The following is a 26528-nucleotide window of genomic DNA, read 5'->3' as shown; positions in this document are numbered from 1 at the left end:
TAGAGTTATCCTTTCTCTTTGATAATTCTATTATTCACTTTGACCTATGTCCTTTCTTTCGTTTCTGGCTCAACTTGTTTGTTAATCGGGTCATTTCTATAATAATTTGTTAATAATTAGAGCTTGATTTATAAGAGTTGCTATCGTTGTTTGTTGATTTATATTTAGCGTGAATGCGAATGGTACGTTTAGTTTTCTAAATGTGTGAGCGAGGTTTTCTTCGATTGCTCTTGGTATGGAATATACTGAGCGGAACTTAGAATGTTTAAGGAATGTTATGTCTCAGCATCAACTCGATCGTATCGATAAAGAGATACTAAGAATTCTGCATATGAAAGGGCGTTTGCCTGTCGTTGAGTTGGCAAAACAGGTCAACCTTACGACGTCACCTTGCTCTGATAGACTCAAGCGATTGGAGAAAGAGGGCTACATCACGGGCTACCATGCTGAGCTTTGTTCAGAAAAGCTGGGACTTGATGTTCAAGTCTTTATCCATATTCGTCTCGATCAGACTAGCTTTTCGATCTTCGACAAATTTGCCCAAGCGGTAGAGATGATGCCTGAGGTGGAAGAGTGCTACTCACTGTCGGGTGACTTTGACACCATGATCAAGGTTCGAGTGAAAGACATGAAGGCGTATCAAGCGTTTATGGCAACGAAGTTGGGTACTCTACCTGGTGTGATTCAGACACGCAGTGAAGTGGTGATTGAAGAGCACAAAAAGGGCTTTGGTGTGAACCCTGAGTTGTTGGCAACTCTAAAATAGTGGCCTGATTTCGCCTTACCAAGGTGATTTAGATATAAAAAATGGAAGCTAATAAGCTTCCATTTTTTGTTGAGCGTCAGATAAAGAGCAATCCGATAAACGTGTCCGGCTTACAGCGTAATGGCCGCAGAGATTAAGCCAATCACACCACCGAAGACACCGCCCCAAACCACAAGCCAGCCAAGGTGTTTCTTGATCATGGTCTGAACCATCTCTTTAACCAGCTTAGGTGTTAGTTCATTCAAGCGCTGATCGATGATCGCCTCAATGTTCTCTTTAATTTCATCCATCATCGCAGGCGATTCTAGCTCGTCTTTGATGGCATTTTTTACAGAGTCACTCTTGCTGATTTCAATCACTGATTCTTGCATCTTCTCAACAAACGGCGCTTTCATTGGCTCTAGTGCTTCTGTGCCACCAAACATTGCCAACATACCGCCAAACTGAGAGTTCTCGATAACATGCACCAGTGAGTCGAATGCAGGGTTAAAGTCGATCTTCTGAATCACAGGCTCTAGATTGAGCGACTTTCCTGTCATCTCGCTGCTTAGGAAGCGATCGATGTTACTTTCTGTAAAGAATTGCTCCATCATCAGTTGCTTGATGGCTGCCTTGAACTCTTCAAAGCGCGCTGGAATAACGCCAGAACCGTATAGGCCGGGTACTTTCTCGAACAACATGTGAATCGCAAGCCAGTTGGTGATGGCACCAGAAAAGGCGAATAGGCCTGCATAAAGCAAGTATTGGTTTGCTGTCGCATAGCCGCCAGCAAGCAGTGCTAACGCAATAACGTTAGTTAAGACACTTTTGTTCATGGTTGATCTCTAGAAAGAATATTGCGCGCATTTTAAGAAAAAAACGCCAAGAAAAAAACAAAAGGATCGATGAAGTTTATTGGACAGGTAACAAAGAGCACCAAATAGCAGGCATAAAAAAGGCTAGCCTCCCCCCGAAGTCTAGCCTTATTCCAGAACGCGCAAGCGAGGCGTCTTTGGTGTTAATGTCATTATATAATTACGACATAACATTCTGCCACGTGTAATTTACCGCTAATAAACAAATTGGTGTGAATCACGCCGCACTTTTAAAATAGCACAAAAATTAAGCGCTCGTGGCTTGCTCAAGGTCATCGGCAATGAAGCCACCGGTTTGGTGATTCCATAGCTGCGCATAAATACCATTCTGGTTAATCAGCTCTTGGTGCGTGCCTTCTTCTACGATATTGCCTTGGTCGAGCACGATCAGGCGATCCATCGCTGCAATGGTCGACAGGCGGTGTGCAATCGCGATCACCGTTTTGCCTTCCATTAGCTCAATTAAGCTCTCTTGAATCGCTGCCTCTACCTCAGAATCGAGTGCAGAAGTTGCTTCATCCAGAACCAACAGCGGAGCATTCTTTAGAAGAACACGTGAGATAGCCACACGTTGACGCTGACCACCCGAAAGCTTGACGCCACGTTCACCCACCTGAGCATCGTAACCAACGTTGCCAAACGGGTCGGTTAGCGTTTCGATAAACTCATGCGCGTGCGCTTGCTTGGTTGCGGCGTATACCTCTTCGTCTGATGCCTCTGGTCGACCGTAAAGAATGTTGTCTTTGATCGAACGGTGCAGCAGTGAGGTATCTTGGGTCACCATACCTATGTTGCTACGCAGAGAATCTTGAGTAACGCTCGAGATCTCTTGGTCATCAATCAGGATGCGACCACTTTCTACATCGTGGAAACGCAGCAGTAAGTTAACTAGGGTCGACTTACCTGCACCCGAACGGCCAACCAAGCCCACTTTTTCACCCGGTTTGATGTTGAGGTTTAGGTTGTTGATCACACCCTTATTCTCACCGTAATTAAAGCTCACGTTATCGAAGTTGATACCGCCTTGTGGAACGTCCAGAGGCTTCGCGTCTTTCTTGTCTTCGATAGCGATAGGTTTAGATAGGGTTTTAATGCCATCAATAACCGTACCTAGGTTTTCAAACAGACCACCGATTTCCCACATGATCCATTTCGACATGCCGTTAATACGCAGAGCCAAGCTGACCGCAATCGCGATCGCACCTACGGTGATTGCGTTGTCTAACCATAGGTAGATAGAGATACCCGCAATGCTGAATACCAATAGATAGTTAGCGAATTCAACGCAGATGTTGAAGCCAGTAACCAAGCGCATTTGGCGATGGACCGTATCTAAGAAGCCTTCCATGCCTTCTTCGGCGTATTCGGTTTCTCGCTTGCTGTGTGAGAACAATTTCACGGTTGCGATGTTGGTGTAGCTATCAACAATACGACCTGTCATCAGTGAACGAGCATCCGCTTGCTCTGAAGAAACGTCTTTTAGTTTTGGCACGAAGTGCAGTTGAATACCGATGTAAACGAAGAGCCAAATCAGCATCGGAGCCATCAAGCGCCAATCTGATTCAGCAAGCATGAACAGCATCGCCGTGAAGTAAACCGTTACGTAGACGAACACATCAACCATTTTGGTCACGGTTTCACGCACCGCGAGCGAGGTTTGCATCACTTTAGTCGCGACACGTCCGGCGAAGTCATCTTGATAGAAGGACAGGCTTTGCTTCAAAAGGTAGCGGTGCGCTAACCAACGGATCGACATTGGGTAGTTGCCCAGCAAAGTTTGGTGAAGCAATAGCGAGTAAACACTGATCAAGATTGGCATCACAACCAACAGCAGAATACCGAGCCCCATCAATGTCGACTCGTTGTCTGCTAAGAAAGTGTCTGGGTTGCTTGTTGATAGCCAGTCAACCAATTGCCCCATGTAACCGAACAGCGCGACTTCGATGATCGCGATGGTCATGCTCATCAACCCGAGCAAAATCAATGGTTTTTCGAAACCTCGAGTGTAATGGCGGCAGAATGCCAGTATGCCAGTAGGAGGTTGTATCGGCTCTCCCTTTGGAAAGGCTTCAGTAAAGCCTTCAAATTTCTTGTACATAGATTTCCCTTTATAAACTAGTGCATCTATAAGCGACTGCATCGTTGGTGCAGCTTTGTTTTTATGGTCTTGATTTGAAATTTAACTGTCTTAGTTTGAAATTATATAAGCGCCCATGGGTTCTTATCAGTATTAAGTCATTCGATGGATTTTGTTCTAGCGCCTATTTAGGCACTTGGCTTTAAAACACTAAAACTTTGTCTAAGCGATGCAGGAAAGGTCCAAAGAATGTCTTTCATGACGCTTATTTTAGATTGAATTAGACAGGAAAAGTTAAGCTTATTTCAAACGTAATTGATTGTTATGCAACGGTGATAATCCTAACGTTAAATGGATTAAATTGTAATCAAAACTCGTGATAGGCGAGAGCATGGAATCAGAATATTTATCCATAAAGTGACTTAACGAATATGCATACAGTTGGTTCTTTCTGATGTGCTGTTATCTTGCAGTAAAAATTACCGATTAATCTAAGATCTGCAGTAATTGTTTGGGATAAATATTCAAATCAATATTCTTTTCAGTGAATCTTGTCGTAACAAGTTGTTTACAATTCTGAAGTAAATAAAAGATAGGGACGGTTGAAATGTTAAACCTACACAAAAAATCACTTCACATTACTAATGTTCAAAACGCCAATTGCGTTGTTATGGTGCCGCCAAAAGAGTTTAAATTTAACGAAGAAACAGCACGTGATAACGAATTTCAGCACAGAGTGAATCTGACCGAAGCTGAGGTGAAGGTAGAAACCATGGCCGAATTTAAGGCCATGGTCGCTTCGTTGCGTAAAGAAGGAGTGCAAGTTGTAGAGTTTGATTACCCTGAATTGGGCGTTGAAACTCCGGATGCTGTTTTCCCTAACAACTGGTTCAGTACCTGCAGTGATGGAAGCTTATTTACTTTCCCTATGGCGTGTGAAAACCGTCAAAATGAAGTTAAGCCAAATGCTCTTATTGAAGCGTTAGAAGCGTCGGGTCGCATTGTTAACCACAGTGAATCTCTAGAGTCTTACATCGCGCAAGGTTCTTATCTAGAGAGCACGGGCGTGATGGTTATCGACCATATCAACAAGACTATCTATGCTGCGCTTTCTCAGCGTTGTGACCGTGAAGTGTTAGAAGACTACGCGAAGCGTATTGGTTATTCTCGCGTGGTTTCATTCCAAACGGCATTACCGTCTGGTCAGCCGATTTACCACACCAATGTGATGATGGCGATTGGCGACAACTTCTGTGTGATCTGTGATGAAGTGATCCCTGAGTTTGAACGCCGCTTTGTGGTGAAGTCGCTTGCTAAAGATAAGCAGGTTATCTCTATCTCAATTGATCAGATGAACCGATTCTGCGGCAACATTTTGCAACTGGAGACGGTGAATGGCGACAAGGTGATCGCGATGTCTCAATCGGCTTACGATGCGTTTTCTCCAGCCCAGTTAGCGCAACTTTCAACACACGGTAAACTACTACCATTTAATGTGAAAACGATAGAAGACATAGGTGGTGGTTCGGTGCGATGCATGTTGGGTGAGGTGTTCCTACCAACGCGAGTGAATCGTCTGTAACAAGCATTCATTTCCAGCAATGAATTTTTGAATACCACTCTCATCGCAGAGTGGTATTTTTGTTTTTATCTATCACAAATAAGACAACAAGAGCTCGATACAGGAGTCAACGCGCAAAAGCTAACGGAAATAAGCTATGAAGCGTCCTTAAAAGCCCTGTGTTCGATGAACTGAGCCGACAGTGTCACGACTTCCTTGGAGTAGACAAGCGCCGTGTGGTTGAGCTTGAGGGCGTAAGTATCCGTTGCTCCTCTCAGGTTGGCGTCTTCGAGTGTGACTGTGCCATCACCCGGGTTTCTTCCCAGAACAATACGTCCGACTCCGGCGTCGTAGGTACCCGTAATGACGCCAATCGGCACATCAATATCGTAGTCACCCAGGCCATCGCTTAAGATCATTTTGCTCGAACCAAATATAAAACCAAGCCCATGATTAGACAGTGTTTTGGCGATGGTTGCCCCATTGTGCGGCGTGCCTGCGGTAATAATGCAGGTGTCGGCAAAATTGGGCTGATAAAACTTAAAGTAGTGACGAATGAGTAAGCCACCGAGTGAGTGACCGAAGAAATAGACCTCATCGTACTCATTAAAGCGAGCATTCACGAAGCGATTGAGGCGTTTGGCTGCAGAAGGAAAACGCAGCGAGTTGTAGGCAAACTTGTGCGTTGTAAAGCCGCGTTTTTTGAAGTTTCTATCCAGATATTGCATGATCAACGCAGGCATATATAGACCATGAATTAAAACTATATGTTTGTTTTTATTATTCATTTTTGTCCTCCGTCTGATGATGTTACCAGTATATTTAGTCGCAAATCTAAACTCAATAAAACTTGCGACTAATGGGACACAAAAGACAGAGGTGTACGTTATAAACAGAGCCTTTGTTATAGATAAAGGGTGGGTTAGTCCGATCTCACTCCACCATAAACATCTATGGTTAAGCCGCCTTGTTTGGCGTAAGTATTGGGTGTTAGACCGATGGTTTTCTTTAGGTAACGAATCAGGTGCGGTTGGTCGCTAAACCCAAATTGAAAGGCGACGTCCATCCAGTCGATGTCATCCAAATTTCGCTTATACAAGTATTCCAACATCGCTTCGAGTTTGTTCATCGATTGGCACTGTTTTAATGTCAGCCCTGTTACCTTGTTGAAGCTTCTTTCCAATGTTCTTTGCGAGCAAAACAGCTTGTCGCCAAGCTCTGCAATCGGTGTCGAACCAAGCACACCCAACACCTTGCGTGTGAGTTCGCTGTGCCTATCCGTTTTAGCTGTCGATAGCCAAGGAAGCAGCAAATCATCTAACTGCTGACAGCAGGCCTCAACATCGGTTTGAGCAAGCTTGATCAGCGACATTGCTTCGGCATTAGGATTATCTAACAAACTCGCGAGATCGATAGGGTTAACAGTGTCTAGGCTGGGGTGCGGACAGTCTGGAATATCTAACGTGTACAAGGCTCCGACATGGAATTTAATACCTAGGTGAACAAAGGGCTTTGAGTGATCCAATTCGATGGCTTTATGGTGTGGTAACAGCAGATGGCAACCAACGCCTTGATCGACCTGTTGCTCAATCGTGTAGTGATATGCCTGCTCGCTTGGCGATAAGATCAGGTGTGCCGATGGATCGGGATTGAGTATCGGAAATTGATGAGTTTGAGCGTCGGGTGTCTTTTCAATCAGCCAGTAGCAATCAATGAACTTAGCGACTTGAGGGGATTTTGGAGACTGTAACCAATTGATCATTAGACCTTCTATTTCAGATGACTGTCACCTCCAACTATATGTGGATATCGTTATCGGTGACAGTTTTTATCAGTATCTATTATCAGAACTGAACTTTCAGCTTAGTTCTGAAATTTAGTCAAAATCAAACTGCAAGATACGATGTTTTGATGGTAATCCTGCGCGTGTGATGGCCTTTTGCGCGCCAATGTTGCTGCTTTCTGTAGAACAGATAGCTTCTAACCCTTGGCTTTTAGCGAGCTGCTTTAGAAAGTTAAGAACACGCGTGGCTAAGCCTTTACCGCGTTCTTGCTCAGCGACAATCATGCCTAGGTCGGCAAACTGCGTTTGGTGTTCATCAAATTTCCGACATTCTCCTGTTGCGAGAACATTGTTATTTTCCCAGTAGCCCCATAGCTCTTGTCGAGCAATTAAGTTGCTGTAGTAACCGGTCAGCCACTCTTTTGGTGCGCCAATTGCTGATGAAGCAAATTCGACTAGTTGATCGAGTTGCTCTTCCGTCGCGAGAGTCATCTCGATGTTTTCAATGCTGTTTTCGACGGCTGTTGGACGCTGGCGAAACATCAGTGCGTTGACTTTGAAGGACTCAGTATTGTCCAAGCATAGTGACAGATATTGTGGTTCAGCCGTGCTCACGAATGCGCCTTTCACTTCACCAACCACAGAGCTGTTGTTTTCTACGATTAAGGTGAACAAGTCTGCAATATTGGTGTTGGCGGTTGGTGCTAGATAGAATTGAAGTAAGTAGCCTTCACCATTCAATACGCAATAACCGACAAGTTTGCCACCTTCGTAAAAGCCGTAATGGTCAGACATAGGTACAAAGCCGAAGTGCCACATTCCATCAAGTGGTGCTGTTGACTCAGCAAAGTAAGCCGTTTTAAGTTCGCTCAAGTCGCTAAGTGCTGAGATTTTTTTGATGTCTAACATCGCGTTAATTCCTGTTGTTTCGATAGCTGCAAGTGTAGGCGACTGCTTTAAGAAGGTATTGAATAAAAACGACAGTTTTATGTGTTTCACTAGTGGAGTAGCGGCCTAATCGTTTGGATCGGACCATGATTTAGGAATGTTGAAGTGGGGCAAGTTGGTGGGTTTGTTTCTTTCGCCTTTGCGCCATGCTTTTAGCTGATTCACATAAGTTAGGATGTGCGCTATCGCGACAAAGAGTTGGTTTGGAACCATTTGGTCGATTTGAGTGGTGTTGTAAATCGCCCTGGTAAGTGCAGGGCTCTCGACGACTTCAACCTCATTTTTAGTCGCAAGTTCTCTAATGTAAAGCGCCACATCATCTTGCCCTTTCGCGACAACAAACGGTGCCTCTGCTTGGCTTAAATCATAAATTAGGGCAATGGCATAACGGGTTGGGTTGGTTAACACAACGCTCGCTTTAGGCACGCGCTCATTGGCACTTCTCTTGGCATTTTGAGTCTGTATCTGACGGATTCGAGCTTTAACCTCTGGCCTACCTTCTTGGTCTTTGTGCTCATCTTTGACCTCTTGCTTGGTCATTTTCATCTGTTTTGTAAATTCATGCCGCTGATAAGGGAAATCAAACAAGCCAAACAGTAAGACGATTAAAAGAAGGTAACCCAAGTACTCAATCGTAATGGTTGCTACGGAAAGTACGACGGTATCAAAGTGGGCACTGACTAGGTTGGTGATCACCGAGATGTAGCTCGATATTACCCAATACAGTAGGGTAAAGAACAGAGAGACCTTAATGACGTTCTTAAACAGTTCGACGATCGATTGAGAGGAAAATATGCGTTTCAGTCCTTTGAGTGGGCTTATCTTTTCCCACTTGGGGATCAATAAAGATGGGCTGAATATCCACCCACCAAGTAGCGTTGAGCCGACGATCGCGGCAATCATTTGATGAATCAGAAGCGGGAAAAATAGCGTGATCATCGAAAAAAGCGCGGTGCCTACTAACTCAACGATAGCCATTGGCTGGCTGACCGTTTGGCTATCAAACTGAAAGCTCACAAGAAACAGTTCAATGAAGGTCTGTTTAATCATGTCTACATTCAACACGTAGTAAGCAACGACGCTGACAAGGGTTATTGAAGAAACGAACTCTTTAGCGCGCGGTACTTGCCCTTCTCGTCTAGCTTTGGCGAGCTTATGTTGACTGGGTTGCTCGCTCTTATCTCCGGAGTCTTGATGATCAGACATTAGGCAGCCTCAACATATAGTGCAGATGCTGGTTCAACTCTAATACCAGATCAAAATAGTGATCGCCAATACCGGTTAGGGAGGCCATTAATGCGAATAAGCCAAGTAGCATGGTCATTGGGAAACCAAGTGCAAAGACATTAAGAGACGGTGCCGCTTTGTTCATTAAACCAAACGTGATGTTGCTCAATAGCATCACGACAATAGCAGGCACCGCTACCAGTAAGCCGGTCGCAAACATCCAAGAGACCATTTTCAAGACGTATTCAATGCTGTTGAAAGGGAAGGCTGAATTGAGAGGCCAATATTCAAAGCTTTCTTTAAACACAAGCAGCATCACTAGGTGTCCATCTAAAGAGAGGAAAAGCAACATAGAGGTGATGAACATGATTCTGCCAATGATGGCGATACTAACGCCATTGGCAGGGTCATTCATTATTGCCATGGCTAACCCCATTTGCATGGAAATCGCCTGCCCCGCAATTGAAAAAATAGTGAAAAATATCATCACTGCAAAGCCAATTAAAAAACCAAATATGAGTTGGTAAAAAGAGAACAGTAGAGTGTCGATGCTGAAAGGGTTAAATGGAGGAACCTCCTTCACTAAGGGAGCGAGAAGCAAAGAAAAAATAAAAGCAAACAGCAACTTAACTCTTACCGGTATCGCGTTATCACCAAAAAATGGTGCGATAAGAAAAAGCCCAGTAAATCGGACAAATGGCCACCAGAGTATCCCTAGCCATTGGGTGATATCAGTAAAGGTTATTTGCATCAGGGCTAGCCAACCTTGCTTGGTATTGTATTGAAGATAAACAAGAATAGGTCGTTGATCTCTTGTAATAACCAATGGCCAGAAAGAATGATGCATAACAGAGTTACTAATAGCCTAGGAAGGAAGCTAAGGGTTTGTTCATTGACTTGAGTTACCGCTTGGAAAATTGCTACGACCAAACCCACGACAAGGCTAGGCACGATAAGAACCGACACCATAAGAATGATCAGCCAGATTGCTTGGCTTACCAGAGTGACGGCTTCTTCCGGACTCATCCACTTATCCAAAAACTGTTGGCTAAACTCCCCATGAGTAAGCCCCAGCCATCGACGATGACAAATACCAGCAGTTTAAAAGGCAGAGAGACAATCAAGGGCGACAGCATCATCATCCCCATCGACATCAGAACAGAAGCCACCACTAAATCGATGACCAGGAAGGGCAAAAACAACATAAAGCCAATTTGAAAGGCGGCCTTGAGCTCGCTCAGTAGATAAGCCGGCAGTAATACTAAGAAGGGAATATCTTGATCGGACTCTATGGAGGTTTCGCCTGCGATTTTGGAGACTTGTTCGAGTGCCTTACGTTGCGTTTGGTCCAGCATGTATCGTCGCAGCGGCTTTTCTGCTGTGGCTAACGCTTCCATCAAGGACATTTCATCGTTCGAGTATGGAATGTAAGCGGTATCGTAAATCTTGGTCCAGACTGGCCTCATGATCAGCAAAGTAAAAATGAGTGCAATCCCCACAAGCACCTGATTTGGTGGCGTTTGTTGCAGACCGAGCGCTTGCCTTAAAATGGCCAAAACAATGACGATTCGCGTGAAGCTGGTGCACATGATCACGAAAGCTGGAACGAAGCTCAGTAATGTCATCAGGATTAGAATCTGCAATTTAATGCTGTATTCAGTGCCGTCAGATGTGGTTGTTTCACTGAGAATCGTCAGCCCTTCTGCGTGCGATGTACTCGCGAATAACGCAAAAGCTAGCGTGAAGAATATTCGTTTCGGCATCGTACTCTTTGCGTTATTCAAAGGAGCTACTTACTTGGTTTCTTGATGATGCTCAGTAATCTAACGCCATACTGACCATTCTTGGATACTATCTCCCCCGTGCCAAACGCGGTGCCGTTGATCTTGATATCGACGGGGTCGCCTTCATGTTTTTCCAGCATCACGACACTGCCTGCTTTTAAATTCAGTAGCTCATCTAATATCAATGTCTTACGTGCAACCTCAACGGTGATGTCGACAGGGATACTTTTTAGCAGAGAGATGTTACTCATATGCTCTTTGTCGTCTCCCAAGTCCAAGTCGTCGGTAAGATCATCCAAATCTAAGTCATCAAGATCTGGTAATTCATCATGAAGGTTTAAGTCGCTCATTGAGCTGTCAATGTTGTGTGTCTCTTTGTCGTTAGCCATCGATTTCGACTCCCAGTTCAGAGTTTATGGATTGAAGTTTGCCAAAAAAAGTAGGGTGTCCGTTGACCTTGACCGTGAGGTTTTTGCACAAGATCATGGGCATAAAATCCCCGGGTTTTAGCTGAGAAAGCTCATGGAGTGTGCACTGCCGGTGAAGCATGACGCACCCTAGCTCAACGGGCTGATAGCGTAAGTTGTCGAGTATCTCTTCCCGATCAAAGGTTTCGTTACTTTCCATCATGTCGCGCAGCTTTTTCACGTATTTGTTGTCGATCATGAAGGTCAGATCGAGCTGTTGGTCGTCGAACTCAAACGTAATGGTGACACCAATGTCAGAGGGCTGATGGTCGGTGTGCTCAATGGCATAGTGATTGGCATCGGCAGTCAGCGCGTTGGTTATCGCCATGGCGAATTTTTGAAAAAGCCTTAGGTGGGTTTGGGTTAGCGCAATGTCGTTATTGCTACGCTTTGATTTCTTGAGTGGTAATGGGTTGTTGAGGTGCTTGTGTAGCAGAATATCGGCAGCTTGTGGCGCAATAAAGAAAAAAACATGCCCAAATTCCTCAATATGAAGAACGGTTTTGATGCTGTTTGCTGGAGGTCGACGAGCTTCTGAAAACGTGGCTTTTACGTGACGGCCCGCAAAGTTAAATTTAAAAATATCAATAATTTCTGTAGAGAAATGGCTTGAGTGTCTTAACAGAAATTTACGCATTTTTATGCTCGGATTTCCGAATTCAGTCAATGATAACTTCTTCATGTCAAGTACCAATTGTTGGTTTTTGCGGTCATTCTCAAATTTGACACGCTAATTAATCCTAACTATAGGTTAAAGCAATCTCATTTCAACTTCGGTTGTGAGAGAAAATATAAAAAGTTAAAGGCCTACTTCTTAAAAGGATTAAGGCCAAACAACGACGAGGCTAGGGCAATGATTCACTTAGACGATGCACTTGGGGTACACCCAAAAATGGTGCAGTTTCGTTTGGACAGAGCGGCAGTATTGAGCTCCAATATTGCTAACGTGGACACGCCTAATTACAAAGCGATGGATCTAAGATTCGAGGCGGTACTCAGTGGTATTGGTCACTCAAAAGACTGGTACATAGGTACGACGGCTCAATATCGGATTCCTGTGCAAAGAACACGAGATGGCAACACTGTTGAGCTAGAAAATGAGCAAGCTAGGTTCGCAAAAAATGTGATGGATTATCATCAGAGCCTTGCGTTTTTGCAGTCTAAGATCAACGGGATAAAGTCTGCCATCAAGGGACAATAAGTGAATTAGGTAGGGACATCATGGCTTTCTTAGGTATCTACGAGACGGCAGGCTCAGCGATGAGTGCACAGACCGTCAGGCTTAATACTATCTCCAGTAATTTGGCGAATGCCGATTCAGTATCTGGTGACCCATCAAAAGTCTATAAACCGCTGAAACCGATTTTCTCAGCAGTCTATAACCACTTCAATGCACAGCAAACTCAACAGCAAGGTGTGGTGCCGATTCGCATTGCCGATGTTGTTGAAGTCTCTTCAATGATGGAAGGCCGTTATGAGCCCAACAATCCTCTCTCCAATGACGAAGGGTATGTTTATTACTCTGGCATTAATGTCGTTAACGAAATGGCTGACATGATATCGGCTACTCGTAGTTTTGAAGCCAGCGTAGAAGTGCTCGGCAACGTAAAGTCGATGCAACAATCACTGATGGGGCTTTGGCGTAGTTAATGTAACTGCTGCCAATGACGCCAGAGGAATTACACCATGACGACGATATCCGGTGCGGCGCAGGTCAATAATATTGAGTCTGCGTCAACGATCACCCCTCAAGATAATCCGAATAGTGCGAGTGCATTAAAGAATGAGTTCATTACTTTAATGGTGGCTCAGATTGAAAATCAAGATCCACTCAACCCAACTGACGGCACGGAATATGTCGCACAGTTGGCGCAGTTCTCTCAGGTTGAAAGTACAGAAAACCTTGTTCAGCTGACGCAAAACAACTCGACAATGCTCGATAACTTACAAGTGCTTAGCACCGCCGCGCTGATTGATAAAACAGTGACGGTAAAAAGTGATCGCTTGTCTGCATCGGGTGTTGATCAGCATGCGGGATACGTTGAGTTACAGGCGCCATCGAATACCGTGATACTGGAGTTAGTTGACTCACTTGGTAACGTTAAGTCGATGAACCTTGGCCCGAACAGTGCAGGGCGAGTGGATTACACATTGGATGCGCAAGCCATGGGGCTGACGGGTGAGTACCAAATGCGTATCAAATTGGACAGTGGACAAGATTATCAGCCATCGATTTATCAGCATGGCCAAGTGGAACATGTGACGACACCTCTAATCGGTGGTACCAGTCACTTGCAGGTAAAGGGAGTTGGCATGGTGGCGTTTTATGACGTTGCTGCCTTCTCAAATGAGTAAAGTTTGAAATAGGTTAAAAGATTTTCGCTATATTTTTCGGCTTTTGCCGGTTTTAGTTTGTTTTTTTAAAGTAAGTAAGATGGCGGCTGTCGTTCTTCGCTAGCTAAGTAAACCTGCGGAGATAGCCTCTTTAGCGTGAAGAGGAAGACATTATGAGTTTTAGTATTGCACTGAGCGGGCTTAATGCCTCGAACTCAGAGCTGAACACCATTTCGAATAATATTGCTAATGTTTCTACGACAGGTTTTAAAGAGTCGAGAACCGAGTTTGCTTCCGTTTATAGCGGTAGTGAAGCTGGTGGCGTTGAAGTGGTTGGGGTTTCGCAAAACTTTGAAAAAAGTGGAACGGTTACAGGTACAGGGCGATCTCTGGATATGGCATTGAGTGGTAATGGCTTCTTTGTGCTTGAAGACAGTAAAGGGCAAACCCTCTATACCCGTTCTGGTATTTTCAACATGAATGCCGATGGCGTGATCACAGCAAATAGTGGTGCGGCTCTGCAAGGTTACTCGGTTGATGGCAATAATAACCTGCTGTTGGGGTCGGTAGGCACCGTGCAGATCAGTACTGCATCCTTGCAGGCTAGGGAAACAGATGCCATTGAGTTTGTTGCCAATTTAGATGCCAGAGAGCAAGTTCCCGCCACCGCATTTGATTACAGTGATTCATCCACCTACAACCATTCCTATACCACTCCAGTTTATGACTCTCTAGGTAACCCACATACGGTGAGTCAGTACTTTGTAAAAGGTGCATCCAATGATTGGGATGTCCATGTTTTGGTCGATGGTAAAGCGATTGATGGCGCTGATGCCTTGATACCTGCCGCGTCACCAACTGCAACAGACACAGCAAATTTTACTTTTAATGCCGATGGCACCATTTCGTCAGGGGGAAATTATTCAGTCAGTTTTGACCCTGCGAATGGGGCGAACAGTGTTACGGTTAATATTGATCTTGCTGCGGTCACTCAATTTGGTAGTGACTTCGTTGTCTCCAAAAACAGCCCGAATGGTTATACCTCTGGTGACTATGCCAGTGTTCGTATGGAAAACGATGGCCGTATATTTGCGACCTACACCAACGGCCAATCTCAATTGCAAGGTCAGGTGGTGCTTGCCGACTTTGCTTCTCCTCAAAACATGATCAAAACCAGTGATACCGCTTGGTTGCAAAGCTTCAGTTCCGGTACGCCAGTTCTTGGTACCGCGGGCAGTGGGGTATTCGGTGATTTGACTTCTGGTGCACTCGAAGGTTCTAACGTCGATCTGACGTCTGAATTGGTGGCCTTAATGACGGCTCAGCGTAACTATCAAGCCAATACCAAGTCGATATCGACATCGGATCAACTGACGCAAGCCTTGTTCAACGTGGTGTAGCGTTATGAATCCTATTCTATTTAGTGCAGCGAAAGGTGCAGAGCGAACCATGCTCGCTCAGCACGTTCGCGCAAATAATCTGTCACATGCGGACACCGTAGGTTTTAAAGCCTTAATGGAGCACTCAACACCGATGCGCCTTGAGGGCTCAGGCTTTCTGACTTCCGTTACTTCCAGAACCAACTCATCGATTAATAACTTTGCTCAGGGTGAAGATATACGTACAGAGCGACCATTGGATATTGCGATCAATGGTGATGGCTTTATTACGCTCGAAGGGTTAGAAGATGAACCTGCTCAGCTCTTTACCCGGGCGGGTAATTTTCGATTGGATGGTAATGGGCAACTCTATCTTGGTGAGCGTCGGGTGATGTCGACAGAAGGTCCAATGGTGTTACCAGATTTTGAGTTTGTGTCGGTGAGCTCGAATGGGTTGGTGTCTATTACCCCAATTGGTGGTGAGGCGTCGCTAGAGGTTGGCGCCCTTAAGCTGGTTAAGCCTGAGAATGAGCAAATGACCATGCATGCTAGTGGTCATTTTGTTCCGAAAGGTGGGCAAGCATTGGCTGAAGATTTTACCGTTCAGGTTCGTTCTGGTTATTTAGAAGCGAGTAATGTCTCCAGTTTAGAAGAGTTGGTCAGCATTATGTCGCTGACTCGACAATACGAAATGCAAATTGAAGTGATGGCATCTGCAGATGAAATCGCTCAGATAGGCAATAAGCTTCTCAAAGCTTAAGGAAGGGAATTATGCACAGTGCCTTATGGATATCCAAAACAGGGATGGCCGCACAAGATGCAAAAATGACGGCTATTTCGAACAACCTTGCCAATATCAATACGGTGGGTTTCAAGCGTGACCGCGTGGTGTTCGAAGATCTTTTTTATAGCGTCGATAAACAAGCGGGTACCGAAACCACAGAGCTCAATGAACATCCAACAGGTATTCAGCTTGGTAATGGTGTTCGAGTAGTCGGCACCGAGAAAGTGTTTACCCAAGGGAATATTCAGAATACGAATCAACAGTTTGATTTAGCTATTTTGGGGGATGGTTTTTTCCAGATAGAGAACTCAGAAGGAGAACTGCTTTATACCCGAAATGGGCAATTTCAAACTAACTCTGATGGGCAGCTAGTCAACACGCAAGGCTACCCTTTGATTCCTGAAGTTGTCATTCCTCCAGAAGCGACCCTAGTCAGCATTACTGCTGATGGTGTGGTCAGCGCAACGATACCGGGCCAAGTTAACCCTGAAGACCTAGGGCAAATCACCATCGTTAAATTCATGAATCCTGCGGGGCTTTCTGCTCAAGGGGGAAACCTATTTATTGAAACTGAAGGTTCAGGTGAAGCGGTCGAGCTCGTCGCCGGAACAGAAGGTTCAGGCCAATTAAAACAAGGAGCACTTGAAGGGTCGAACGTACAGGTGGTGGAAGAGATGGTCGATATGATCGCCACCCAACGCGCTTATGAGATGAGCGCCAAGATGGTCAGCGCAGCCGATGAGATGCTGCAGTACATCGCGCAACAATCATAGCTTTCGCTTTAACGAGCGAATAGCGATGGTCGTGAGGGAGTTCTGACATGGAAAAGTCAATTAAACCAGGGTTGGGTAAGGCGCATGCAATCTGTGTGATTTATTACCTAACCGTAGTTACCTTGCTGGTGGTGATGGTTGCCGGCTGTGCTGGTCGTCAAGACGATTTTATTCCACCATCGCCGAATGATGAAGCGTATGCACCGCCAGAGCTGGACTATCAAGTGACAAGAGTCAGCAAAGGCAGCCTTTATACGGGCACCACCTCGATGACCCTGTTTCAAGATCGAAGAGCGTACCGTGTGGGCGATATTTTAACTGTGTTGTTGGATGAAAAGACAGAGTCAGATAAGAGTGCCTCAACTCAATATGGCAAAGATTCCAGTGCCAACATTACCGCGCCCACATTGGGCAACAAGACGTTTGATGACGTGAGTGCTTCCGTTGATGCCACGCGTGATTTTGATGGTGCTGCTGCCTCAAAGCAAGGCAATAGCCTATCAGGCTCTATTACTGTCACCGTTTACAACGTCTTGCCCAATGGTGTGCTTAGGGTAAGAGGTGAAAAGTGGCTCAAGCTGAACCAAGGGGACGAATATATTCGTCTGACCGGCAATGTCAGGGTTGATGATATTCAGGCAGACAATACCCTCTCCTCCCAGCGAATCGCTGATGCAAGAATCACTTATGCTGGCCGCGGTTCGTTTGCTGATACCAATACTGCAGGTTGGTTGACCCAGTTCTTCAATTCGCCATGGATGCCATTCTAATGAAATCCCTAATTCGCTTCTACTTAACCTCGTTGGCGTTGCCTTGGTGCTTGCTCTGTTTTACTTCGGTGGTCGATGCAGCGCGGCCGATTGCTGAAGTCGCAGAGGTGTATGGAGACAGACAAAACCAACTTATTGGTTATGGATTAGTTGTTGGCTTGGACGGGTCTGGCGATAAATCGCAAGTGAAATTCACGCAACAATCGGTGGTTAACATGATCAAACAATTTGGGGTGCAACTGGATGATTCCACCAACCCTAAACTGAAAAATGTCGCCGCCGTTAGTGTCACAGCCATGGTGGAACCTCACCAAGGGGCAGGTCAAACCCTGACGGTGACGGTGTCTTCATTGGGAGACGCAAAAAGCTTACGCGGCGGCACCTTATTGCTGACTCCATTACGAGGTATCGATGGCGAAGTTTACGCAATAGCACAAGGCAGTCTGGTTGTTGGTGGCTTCAATGCTACCGGTGAAAACGGAACCAGCATTACAAGGAACACACCGACCGTCGGGCGTATTCCCAATGGCGCGACCTTGGAGCGTGAGGTCTCGACCGGTACTGATTTAGAGCCAACGATACGCTTGCAACTCAAACAACCGAATTACGAAACCGCGCTCAATGTTTCCAAAGCCATTAATAAGATGTTCGGCGGGCAGGTAGCCAAAGCGCTCAATAAAGGTCAGATCCAAGTCTCTGCACCGATTGATAGCGAAGACCGAGTGATGTTTGTTGCCATGATTCAAGAGCTTGAGGTTGAAGAGGGGCGACGACTGCCTAAGGTCGTGTTCAATTCTCGCACCGGAACTGTGGTGATCAGCCAGAACGTGACGGTGTCTGAAGCGGCGGTCAGTCAAGGCGGGATTACCGTGACGATATTGGAATCTCAATCTGTTTCTCAACCTGGCGGTGCTTTCAATACTGCTGGAGAAACCGCGATTATTCAGAACTCTCAAGTGAGTGTTGATGAGGAAGATGTGACCACTATGGTTTGGCCGAAAGGGACCAATCTGCAAGAGATCGTTGATGCGATTAACAACATTGGTGCGACACCAGAAGCGCTTATGCAAATCTTGCAGGCACTCGATGAGATAGGTGCCATTAACGGTGACTTGGTGGTGATCTAATGACGAATCTAACGGCTTTGACTCACGTGGCGCTTGAACCGATATCGAGTAACCAAGCGACGCCAATACTGGACAACCCAAAAATGGCAGTGTCGGTTAAACATGCTGATCATCCGCTGCCATTTGCAAGATTAATGATGAATAGAGCGCCTGAAACGGTGCACATGGCGAAAGCCAGCGCAGGTTCAAGCCAAGCTATGACCAACTTTTACTTAGACAACAACGCGCTTGCTAAATTGAAGCATGACAATTCTGCCTCAGGATTATTAGCGGCTTCACAGCAGTTTGAGGCGTTGTTTTTACAACAAATGCTGACCCGAATGCGCTCTGCCAGCCAAGCGCTTAGTGACAAAGATAATCCGTTGTCGATGAAATCAGACGATATGTTTCAGGGCATGCTAGATGCTCAGCTTGCACAACGAATCAGTCGTCAATCGTCGTTTGGATTAGCCGAGATGATTTTTAAACAGTTGTCATCACAAGTTATCGGCCGACCTTTTGATAAGGAGAATCAGTAATGGGAATGACCAACATTGGATTAAGTGGCGTACTCGCCAACCGTGTAGCTCTCAATACAACGGCACAAAATACCGCTAATGTGAATACCCCAGGGTATAGCCGTCAAATCGTGACGATGGAAGCCAGTTTATCTGGCAATGCCGTGAATGGTATTAACTTAGGCTCCGGCGTTGAGGTTAGCGATATCCTGCGGATTGCCGATCAATCGTCTATTAATCGACTAAGAGAAGCGACGGAATCTGCCCAATATAGCCAAAGCTACTTTAATGGTTTGTCCAATTTGGAGAACTTGTTAGGAGCTGATGGGCTTAGCCTCACACAGGGAATGAACGGATTTTTTGCTGCCATTGATGAGGCCAGTGTGACACCTGAAAGCGTCGCTTTCCGTCAGCAAGTACTGACAAATGCTGATGCTTTAGCGCAGCAGTTTAACGCCGTATCTGCGCAGTTGAGTCAGCAAGAAGCCGCGCAAAGTGAGCGTTATGGCGCACTGGTTACCCACGTGAATAGTCAATTAGAAAGCATCGCTTCCCTAAACCAAAAACTGCAAGAAGATGCGCTGCTCGGCAAGAGCATTGGTGGCTTACAAGATGCGATGGATAAACACCTCAATGAACTCTCTAAGTCTCTCGATGTTCAGGTGATCTACACCAATGGCGGCGTCGAACTCTCGACACCAAACGGTCAGCCTTTAGTAATTGGTGGTTATGCCGCATCGCTTGAGCGAGACCTATCCAGTGGCGATCCTTACAGCACAGATCTGAACATTACCTTTCAGTCGATGACGACGCCTGTTGATGCTTCGTTAGGTGGAGAGTTAGGGGCGCTCGAAGCGCTAAAAACGAACCAATACGATCCCATCCAAACGCTGCTAGCAGATCTTGCCAAAGGCTTGGCTGATGGAGTGAATACGGCATTGAATTCAGGGTTTGATCTTAATGGTGTAGCTGGTCAGAACTTGTTTACCTACACCCCAGGCAGTGAAGCCTTATCTTTGGCGATTGATCCTAACCTCACTGCACAAGACTTAGCCTTTTCATCGAGTGCGACCCTTGCCGGAAACGGCGACGTGTTGAAAGACTTATCGATGTTGTCACAAACACCACTAACCAATGGCTCTGTGGTGGGAGAAACACCCTACAGCGCCTATTCAGGGCTACTCGGTGACATCGGTATTTTCACTCGACAGGCGCAGAGCGAGGCAACGGCAGCTCAAGTCAGCATGGAAGACGCACAAGTGGCGAGGGATAGTGTCAGTGCGGTTAATTCCGATGAAGAGGCTGCCAACATGTTGCTGTACCTCAACGCTTATGAGGCCAACATGAAAATCATTAGTACGGCGAATCAGATGTTTCAGACCTTGCTAAGAGCATTCTAGGAGAAAAGTGATGCGTGTAACGGACTCCCAATTTAACGCGGTGATGCAGCGTTCATTAATGGACAACAATATCCGCTTGAACAAAGTTTTTGAGCAAATGTCGACCGGGCTGAAGATCAATCATTTATCCGATGACCCGATTGCCGCTGTGCGCCTTGAAGGGCTCAAAAAGACCGTCTCTGACAATCAGCAGTACCAACGCAATATCGAAAACGTGCAGTCACAACTGACGCGCTACGAAACTAACGTCAACACGCTTGAGGAGCTCTCTCAACAAGTGAACGAACTGCTCCTACAAGGGAAAAACGGTACGCTTGATTCACAGAGTAGAGCGGGGATAGTGCTAGAACTTAAGTCCCTCAAAACGGAAATGTTGAACACATTGAACCAAGCCAATGATGGCAGTTATCTCTTTTCAGGAACGGATATCAGCACCCCAGCGATCGCTACAACACCGCCTTATGCCTTAAACCCCAATTCAGATTATCGCGAGACTAAGATCGGTGATAATCAATACGTACCGAGTAACTTAACCATCACCGACACCATAGGTAGCAGTGCAATTTTTACTGATTTAGACAATGCGATAGCAGAATTGGAGCTTCCAACTGGGGGATTTACTGCTGCTTTAGATAACGCGCTCAATACCAATCAAGCGCTTCATCAAAGCTTGTTGGTTTCATTAACTGATATTGGGAGTCAATACAACGCCTTAGACAGGTTGAAAGAGACCAGTATCGATATGGTGTTCTTTGCAGAAACCGTTCGTTCTGAGCTAGAGGAACTCGATTATGCAGAGGCATCCGTTGAACTTAACCAAGGTATGATCGCGCTAGAAGCTACGCAAAAAACCTTTGCGCGTGTTGCCGGAATTTCACTGTTTGATTTGTTATGAATAAGTACTTTTGGGCAACCGTTAGCTTGGGCACTTCCTCTGTCTTTCGCCGTGTACTTGGCAAGATGCTGAGCGCATTGCTAATAGGCTGGGGAGTGATGCTGTCGACTCAGGTTTTGGCGCAGCGCTACATTGTTCCGTTCGATAGTGTCGAGTGGCGGTTCACAGAGTCTGTCGATCAGTGTGAATTGAACTCTTTCGATCCCCACACCGGCTTTTCTGTGCAATTCATTTTGTTGGCGGCAAGCCCGATGGAGGTCAGAGTGGAAAAGCGTGGTGTGCGTTCACTTCCGACATCAACGTCATTCAATACTACAGAGCCTGTTTGGGGAACGTCCCAGTCTTACACCACAACCACCATCGAAAGAGTAAATAAGCAAGGGGCCGCTTTGGTGACAGACGATGGCGCAACCTTGATGTTGGATGATATGGCAAGTGGCGCTTGGTTTAACGTTAATGCGATGGATTTTGATGTCTATTTCCCAACCACCAACTTTAAGCCAGCTTTAGAGCAATTTAATGAGTGCCGTTATGGCTTGCCACCGGTCAACTTCCAGCATGCGCGTCGAGTTGAATTGCGCTTTCAGCAAGGGGCGGTGTCACTCACCGAAGGGCAGAAACGCACCATTAATGATATCAGCACCTTGGTCAAACGAGACTCGAGAATCATTAGAATCCTGATTGATGGTTACACCGATAATTCCGGTGATTCCGTCGCTAATTTACAACTTTCAAAGCAGAGAGGATCCGACGTTGCGCAGTGGTTTATGGGCAATGGCGTGTCAAAGAAAATGATTGAGATACGCGGCCACGGTGATCGTTATCCAAAGTATGACAACACGACTCAGCAAGGCCGGGATAAGAATCGTCGCGTAGAGATTCGGTTAGTGCGCAAGTGATGCAACTGCGAGGGTAAACAATGGAAAAGATGACTGCAGTCCAAATGCAACAAGCAATGTTAGGGAAGATAGAGCAGCAGCAAGAGGTTGCCAGTAATCCGTTCTCTAACCAAGCTGTCACGGGAGCGATGGTGAGAGGCATCACGCATGACAATCACACGGTTAACCCGGTATCCGATAATTCACTGGCGTTCAGCAACACCTTGAAAAGTGTGCTCGATACCGTAGATAGATACCAATCTCATGCTTCGGAAAAAATCACCGCCGTTGAGTTAGGTAAAAGCGATGATTTATTGGGAGCGACGGTCGCATCACAGAAAGCTCAGCTCTCATTTAATGCATTGATGCAAGTGCGCAACAAGATGGTGTCCAACTTTCAAGACATCATAAAAATGCCAATTTAGGCTAGGGATTAGCGATGGCAGCAGAAGCAGAAACTCAACCCGCGTTGACCAATAATATGGGAGTAGCCAAAGAGAAGCTCACTGAGGCCTCTAGTTGGCTCACGAGGTTTTGGCAGAGTTCACAACGCAACGTCATTATCATCACTATTTTTGCGACGATCACGGCGGCGATCATCGTGATTATGTTGTGGACGTCATCAGAACGGTTTAGACCTCTCTATAGCAAATCAGCGAACTTCGATTCTAGCCAAGTACTGCAAATGTTGGATGAGGAATCAATACGTTACCAGTTGAGTCAGGACGATGGGCAAATACTGGTTCCCGAAGGTGATGTCGCCAAAATCCGCATGATATTGGCGTCTAAAGGATTAAAAGAACAATTGCCGAGTGGCTTTGATTCGCTAGATAGCTCAAAGAGCCTCGGCGAGAGTCAGTTTATGGAGAATGCTCGCTATCGCCATGCTCTAGAGGGCGAGTTAGCACGCAGTATCACCACCATGAGTGCAGTGAGCTTGGCTCGAGTTCATTTGGCCATACCGAAGGAAAGTTTGTTTATGCGTGATGACGCTGAGCAGCCGAGAGCCTCGGTGATTGTGCATATTATTAATGGGATGGACCTTAAGCCGACTCAGGTTGAGTCCATCATTAACTTAGTGTCTGGTGCGGTTATTGGACTTAAATCGGAACATGTGCGAGTGGTCGATCAACATGGTCGTTTGTTATCAAATGATGCGACGGTTGGGGACATTACCGTGACGACTGGCAAGCAATCCGATTACAAGCGTAACCTTGAAAAAAACTTGGTCGCTCAAGCGACTGACATGCTGACCCCAATTCTCGGTGCAGCCAACTTTCGAGTTCAAATTGCCAGTGATATTAATTTTTCTAAGGTTGAAGAAACAGAAGAAATCTACGCTGATCCTGTGGTCCGAAAAGAGACCTTATTGAGTGACATGAACGAGTCGTCGATGGCGCTCGGGATTCCGGGGGCATTGAGCAACACACCACCAGTGACCGATGGAGAGCCTCAACCAGAGCCTAACGCCAAGGTCAATCGAAGTGAAACATCGCGTGATTATGCGGTGAGTGGCAAGGTGCGCCATACTCAGCATCAGCAAGGTGTATTGCAGAACCTTTCTGTCTCTATTGTGGTGAACGACTTAGCGAACCCCAATCAAACTTGGACACCTGAAGAGCTTACTAATGTTGAGAATGTGGTTCGTTCGGCAATAGGGTTCAATACCGAGCGCGGCGACAGCATTCACATCACTCACTTCCCTTTTGTGATTGCCAGTATTCCAGAGCAAGCCCCGATTGCTTGGTTTGAGAACACGCATATTATGCAGCCTCTTAAATATCTACTTGGAGTGATGCTCAGTGGCTTGATGATCATGGTGGTGCTGCGACCTCTAGCACAATACCTTACTAAGTCAGCGGAGCAAGAAGAGCTGGAAGCGGAAAGCATGGAATACGATGACGTCATTACCAAAGAAGAGCGTGCCGCTGATGCAGCCTTACAATCCAAACTGCAATCGTTAGGTATTGATGCAACCGGTATTAAGGCGCTTGATGACAACTTGCCATCTGCGGATAGCCCACTCGAAGTTCAAATTAAACATCTCAAATTAATCGCAAAAGAAGACCCGAATAGGGTGGCTGAGATTTTACGTACTTGGATACAAGCATAACGAATCAAATAAAAGTCAGTAGGGAGAAGGTGCATGGATGGCAAACAAACCTATCAATCAGTGGATGGCGTCGCGATGTTGGTGTTGACGATGGGAGAGGACATCGGTTCTGAAGTACTCAAAGGCTTCACCCATGAAGAGATCAAACAGATCACGCATGCCATGAGTAAAATGAAGGACATCAAAGCCAAAGATGCGCTGGTCTCTTTGTCGGGCTTTTTTGATGATTTTCGTAAGCACTCCGGGATTCTCGGCGGGACACGACAATACATCACCAATGTGTTGGAAAAAACGTTAAACGGCAATTTGGCGAGAGATCTTGTATCAGAGATTTATGGCGACGAGATCCGCTCACATGCTGAAAAGCTGGCATGGATCCCTCCGGAGCTTTTGGTCAATGATCTCAAGAAAGAGCACATCAATCTGCAAGCGCTGTTGATTGCCCACCTCCCTTTGGAATATAGCGGTCGTGTTATGGAGAAGTATGAGGAACAAGAGTGCCATGCGTTAATCCTGCAGATCTCTAAGACACAAGTGTTAACTTCTGGTCTGATGGAGACACTAAAAGACCTTATCGATCGCTGCAAAGTCAATTATCACAGCGGCGGGTCTGCCAGCCTGCAAGGTTCGAAAGTGGTCGCGAACCTTATCAACCGTTATTCCGGTGACAAAAGCAATTTATTCCAATTCCTTCATGATCAAGACGCTGAAGCCGCAGAGCTGGTGGAAGAGGCGATGTTTGATTTCTTCACCTTATTTAATCAAGACCTAGAAACCATCAACCTGATTAACGAAAGAGTCAGCCTGGAGCAATGGGCATATGCCCTCAAAGGTACCAATAAAGATTGTCGCCTTTACATCATTAACTCTATGCCACAACGGGTATCGACAGAGCTCAAAGAAAACCTGGTACGTATTGGTGCTGTGCCGGTCAGTCAGGTTGAGCAAGCACGTAAAGATATCATTGATATCGTCAAACAAATGCAATCGGAAGAGATCATCAAGCTGAACTTTGCTAACGAGCCAAGGTTGACCTAATCGGAGATGTGGTATGAAACTCACGGGTATTACGCAGCGCAAAAATCAGGTGAATCCGACAACGACGGGAAAAATTAAGAAGCCGGAAAAGCTAACCAGTAACAAGCCGAACAATGCACTCGTTAGGCAGCAAATGGTGCAAATGAACCTGCAAGAAAGGCCTAAGCTGATTGCTGAGGTTGCCGATTCTCACAAAATGTACAGCAGGCTTATGATGGCGGGGGAAGTGCTACGAACTGTGGCGAGCGAATTGATTAAGCTGCGCCAGTTAGCAGAACTGAACCAGTACAGCCCAGAACAAGCCAATCACATTGATGTGATTAAGAAAAAATTGGTGTTTTGGAGTCAGAAAAGATTGTTTAGTGACTACGTCGTGGACTCAAGTTTTGCACCGATTCAAGGCGACAACCCTTTTATCGAATTTACGATTCCGGGGCTCGACTTACAGCGAGAACGGTTTCGTGATGAGGTTGTTTCTCTGTACATCAATAACCGTTTGATACCGTTGGCGTTTGAACGTTCAGAAGACAGAGAGGTATTGCTAGAACAATTCAAGATGATGTTTGCTTATGCGCACTTGCAGCTCAGAATTAATGAACAACAAGAGTTTGTGATCGGTATTCGGGACCAACAATGGCGTTTGTGGGATGGGCAGGTTTTCGTTTCAGGCCAAGGTGGTCGGTATGCTGAAGGGCCTCCTATTGCGGTGCCGGCTCAAGCTCGCTATCCCGTGTTGGACGACATCAGTCGCTTGTTGGTCAATGAGCCGGGCTCAAATCAACAAATCGACGCCTTGCTTGAACGGGTTAATAAACTGTATTTGGCATTATCGAAAATGTTGAAGATGAAAAGACAAAAAGCTGACCAGCTTATCGCGTTTTGTTCACACCCCGAGTTGCAAAAATTAGGCAGCTTCAAGCATCAGTTAGTGAGTAACCCAGAGCTGTCGCTTAGGTCAATTCATCGCGGCTTTAGTGGGCCAACCAGAGACAATGTAATCAAACTATTAAGAAAAAGGTGAAACAGAGACGAAATACTGCCGTTATAGTTAATTAGTAGTGCAGCAAAATGGG

The 26528-nt window shown here is 45.8% G+C and carries 29 protein-coding genes; 18 read left to right on the top strand and 11 right to left on the bottom strand.

Annotated elements, in window-relative coordinates; translation table 11 throughout:
• Window positions 1-277 precede the first annotated feature (277 nt).
• A complete protein-coding gene (locus MSG36_RS02145) occupies window positions 278-766 on the top strand; it encodes an Lrp/AsnC ligand binding domain-containing protein (protein WP_004732526.1) in 489 nt (162 codons plus the stop codon).
• Between the two features lie 110 nt (window positions 767-876).
• On the opposite strand, the gene MSG36_RS02140 is transcribed toward MSG36_RS02145, so the two are convergent.
• Both MSG36_RS02140 and MSG36_RS02135 read right to left on the bottom strand, forming a co-directional pair.
• Complete coding sequence (locus MSG36_RS02140) at window positions 877-1581, bottom strand: hypothetical protein (RefSeq protein WP_017065155.1); 705 nt, start codon at window positions 1579-1581, stop codon at window positions 877-879.
• A gap of 286 nt (window positions 1582-1867) precedes the next feature.
• On the bottom strand, window positions 1868-3718 hold the full coding sequence (locus MSG36_RS02135; RefSeq protein WP_248365975.1) for an ABC transporter ATP-binding protein: 1851 nt from the start codon (window positions 3716-3718) through the stop codon (window positions 1868-1870).
• A gap of 586 nt (window positions 3719-4304) precedes the next feature.
• Here MSG36_RS02135 and MSG36_RS02130 point away from each other — a divergent pair.
• Complete coding sequence (locus tag MSG36_RS02130; protein ID WP_017061193.1) at window positions 4305-5279, top strand: arginine deiminase-related protein; 975 nt, start codon at window positions 4305-4307, stop codon at window positions 5277-5279.
• A gap of 134 nt (window positions 5280-5413) precedes the next feature.
• Here MSG36_RS02130 and MSG36_RS02125 read toward each other — a convergent pair whose 3' ends face one another.
• The 9 genes from MSG36_RS02125 to MSG36_RS02085 form a co-directional block, all read right to left on the bottom strand.
• A complete protein-coding gene (locus MSG36_RS02125) occupies window positions 5414-6046 on the bottom strand; it encodes an acetyltransferase (RefSeq protein ID WP_050647609.1) in 633 nt (210 codons plus the stop codon).
• 134 nt (window positions 6047-6180) lie between these two features.
• A complete protein-coding gene (locus MSG36_RS02120; RefSeq protein ID WP_248365974.1) occupies window positions 6181-7020 on the bottom strand; it encodes an AraC family transcriptional regulator in 840 nt (279 codons plus the stop codon).
• Window positions 7021-7134: 114 nt separating this feature from the next.
• Window positions 7135-7950 carry a GNAT family N-acetyltransferase gene (locus MSG36_RS02115; RefSeq protein WP_248365973.1) on the bottom strand — a complete coding sequence of 272 codons (816 nt, stop codon included), beginning with the start codon at window positions 7948-7950 and terminating at the stop codon, window positions 7135-7137.
• Window positions 7951-8055: 105 nt separating this feature from the next.
• Window positions 8056-9195, bottom strand: coding sequence for a flagellar biosynthesis protein FlhB (gene flhB / locus MSG36_RS02110; RefSeq protein WP_248365972.1), 1140 nt, complete (start codon window positions 9193-9195; stop codon window positions 8056-8058).
• Window positions 9188-9967, bottom strand: a complete 780-nt coding sequence (gene fliR, locus MSG36_RS02105; RefSeq protein ID WP_050651150.1) for a flagellar biosynthetic protein FliR — start codon at window positions 9965-9967, stop codon at window positions 9188-9190. Before fliR ends, flhB begins: the two co-directional genes overlap by 8 nt.
• A 5-nt stretch (window positions 9968-9972) precedes the next feature.
• Window positions 9973-10242, bottom strand: coding sequence for a flagellar biosynthesis protein FliQ (gene fliQ, locus MSG36_RS02100; protein ID WP_048610132.1), 270 nt, complete (start codon window positions 10240-10242; stop codon window positions 9973-9975).
• A complete protein-coding gene (fliP, locus tag MSG36_RS02095) occupies window positions 10239-10979 on the bottom strand; it encodes a flagellar type III secretion system pore protein FliP (RefSeq protein WP_248365971.1) in 741 nt (246 codons plus the stop codon). The genes fliQ and fliP overlap by 4 nt, the downstream gene beginning before the upstream one ends.
• A 26-nt stretch (window positions 10980-11005) precedes the next feature.
• Window positions 11006-11389, bottom strand: a complete 384-nt coding sequence (locus tag MSG36_RS02090) for a FliM/FliN family flagellar motor switch protein (protein WP_048610127.1) — start codon at window positions 11387-11389, stop codon at window positions 11006-11008.
• Window positions 11382-12149, bottom strand: a complete 768-nt coding sequence (locus tag MSG36_RS02085; protein ID WP_248365970.1) for a FliM/FliN family flagellar motor C-terminal domain-containing protein — start codon at window positions 12147-12149, stop codon at window positions 11382-11384. The genes MSG36_RS02090 and MSG36_RS02085 overlap by 8 nt, the downstream gene beginning before the upstream one ends.
• Window positions 12150-12320: 171 nt before the next feature.
• On the opposite strand from MSG36_RS02085, the gene MSG36_RS02080 reads away from it, so the two are divergent.
• The 16 genes from MSG36_RS02080 (at window position 12321) to MSG36_RS02005 (ending at window position 26476) form a co-directional block, all read left to right on the top strand.
• Complete coding sequence (locus MSG36_RS02080) at window positions 12321-12668, top strand: flagellar basal body protein (RefSeq protein WP_048610376.1); 348 nt, start codon at window positions 12321-12323, stop codon at window positions 12666-12668.
• 20 nt (window positions 12669-12688) lie between these two features.
• Entirely contained in the window at window positions 12689-13117 is a 429-nt protein-coding gene (gene flgC, locus MSG36_RS02075; protein WP_048610123.1) for a flagellar basal body rod protein FlgC, read from the top strand.
• 36 nt (window positions 13118-13153) lie between these two features.
• Entirely contained in the window at window positions 13154-13822 is a 669-nt protein-coding gene (locus MSG36_RS02070) for a flagellar hook capping FlgD N-terminal domain-containing protein (protein WP_050643541.1), read from the top strand.
• 152 nt (window positions 13823-13974) lie between these two features.
• On the top strand, window positions 13975-15201 hold the full coding sequence (gene flgE, locus MSG36_RS02065) for a flagellar hook protein FlgE (protein ID WP_048610121.1): 1227 nt from the start codon (window positions 13975-13977) through the stop codon (window positions 15199-15201).
• Between the two features lie 4 nt (window positions 15202-15205).
• Entirely contained in the window at window positions 15206-15940 is a 735-nt protein-coding gene (locus tag MSG36_RS02060) for a flagellar hook-basal body complex protein (RefSeq protein WP_048610119.1), read from the top strand.
• 11 nt (window positions 15941-15951) lie between these two features.
• The gene (gene flgG, locus MSG36_RS02055) at window positions 15952-16737 is read left to right on the top strand and encodes a flagellar basal-body rod protein FlgG (RefSeq protein ID WP_048610117.1); all 786 of its coding nucleotides are present in this window, start codon (window positions 15952-15954) and stop codon (window positions 16735-16737) included.
• A gap of 134 nt (window positions 16738-16871) precedes the next feature.
• Entirely contained in the window at window positions 16872-17507 is a 636-nt protein-coding gene (gene flgH, locus MSG36_RS02050) for a flagellar basal body L-ring protein FlgH (protein WP_048610372.1), read from the top strand.
• On the top strand, window positions 17507-18634 hold the full coding sequence (locus MSG36_RS02045) for a flagellar basal body P-ring protein FlgI (protein ID WP_248365968.1): 1128 nt from the start codon (window positions 17507-17509) through the stop codon (window positions 18632-18634). Before flgH ends, MSG36_RS02045 begins: the two co-directional genes overlap by 1 nt.
• Window positions 18634-19152 carry a rod-binding protein gene (locus MSG36_RS02040; protein ID WP_248365966.1) on the top strand — a complete coding sequence of 173 codons (519 nt, stop codon included), beginning with the start codon at window positions 18634-18636 and terminating at the stop codon, window positions 19150-19152. The genes MSG36_RS02045 and MSG36_RS02040 overlap by 1 nt, the downstream gene beginning before the upstream one ends.
• Window positions 19152-20531 (top strand): flagellar hook-associated protein FlgK, encoded by a 1380-nt coding sequence (flgK, locus tag MSG36_RS02035; RefSeq protein ID WP_248365964.1) that lies wholly within the window; start codon window positions 19152-19154, stop codon window positions 20529-20531. The genes MSG36_RS02040 and flgK overlap by 1 nt, the downstream gene beginning before the upstream one ends.
• A gap of 10 nt (window positions 20532-20541) precedes the next feature.
• Complete coding sequence (flgL, locus tag MSG36_RS02030; RefSeq protein ID WP_248365962.1) at window positions 20542-21426, top strand: flagellar hook-associated protein FlgL; 885 nt, start codon at window positions 20542-20544, stop codon at window positions 21424-21426.
• The gene (locus tag MSG36_RS02025) at window positions 21423-22325 is read left to right on the top strand and encodes an OmpA family protein (protein WP_050651145.1); all 903 of its coding nucleotides are present in this window, start codon (window positions 21423-21425) and stop codon (window positions 22323-22325) included. The genes flgL and MSG36_RS02025 overlap by 4 nt, the downstream gene beginning before the upstream one ends.
• 29 nt (window positions 22326-22354) lie before the next feature.
• Window positions 22355-22729, top strand: a complete 375-nt coding sequence (locus tag MSG36_RS02020; RefSeq protein WP_086968991.1) for a flagellar hook-basal body complex protein FliE — start codon at window positions 22355-22357, stop codon at window positions 22727-22729.
• Window positions 22730-22743: 14 nt separating this feature from the next.
• Window positions 22744-24417: a flagellar basal-body MS-ring/collar protein FliF gene (fliF, locus tag MSG36_RS02015; RefSeq protein WP_248365960.1), complete on the top strand. Its 1674-nt coding sequence runs from the start codon at window positions 22744-22746 to the stop codon at window positions 24415-24417.
• Window positions 24418-24450: 33 nt separating this feature from the next.
• On the top strand, window positions 24451-25455 hold the full coding sequence (locus MSG36_RS02010; protein WP_248365958.1) for a FliG C-terminal domain-containing protein: 1005 nt from the start codon (window positions 24451-24453) through the stop codon (window positions 25453-25455).
• A gap of 13 nt (window positions 25456-25468) precedes the next feature.
• On the top strand, window positions 25469-26476 hold the full coding sequence (locus tag MSG36_RS02005; RefSeq protein ID WP_248365956.1) for a hypothetical protein: 1008 nt from the start codon (window positions 25469-25471) through the stop codon (window positions 26474-26476).
• Window positions 26477-26528 lie beyond the last annotated feature (52 nt).

It is taken from the genome of Vibrio sp. 1CM8B, from assembly GCF_023161685.1.
Classification (GTDB): domain Bacteria; phylum Pseudomonadota; class Gammaproteobacteria; order Enterobacterales; family Vibrionaceae; genus Vibrio; species Vibrio coralliirubri.
The sequence above is the reverse complement of the archived record's forward strand: the minus strand, read 5'-3'. Positions and strand labels throughout refer to the sequence as shown.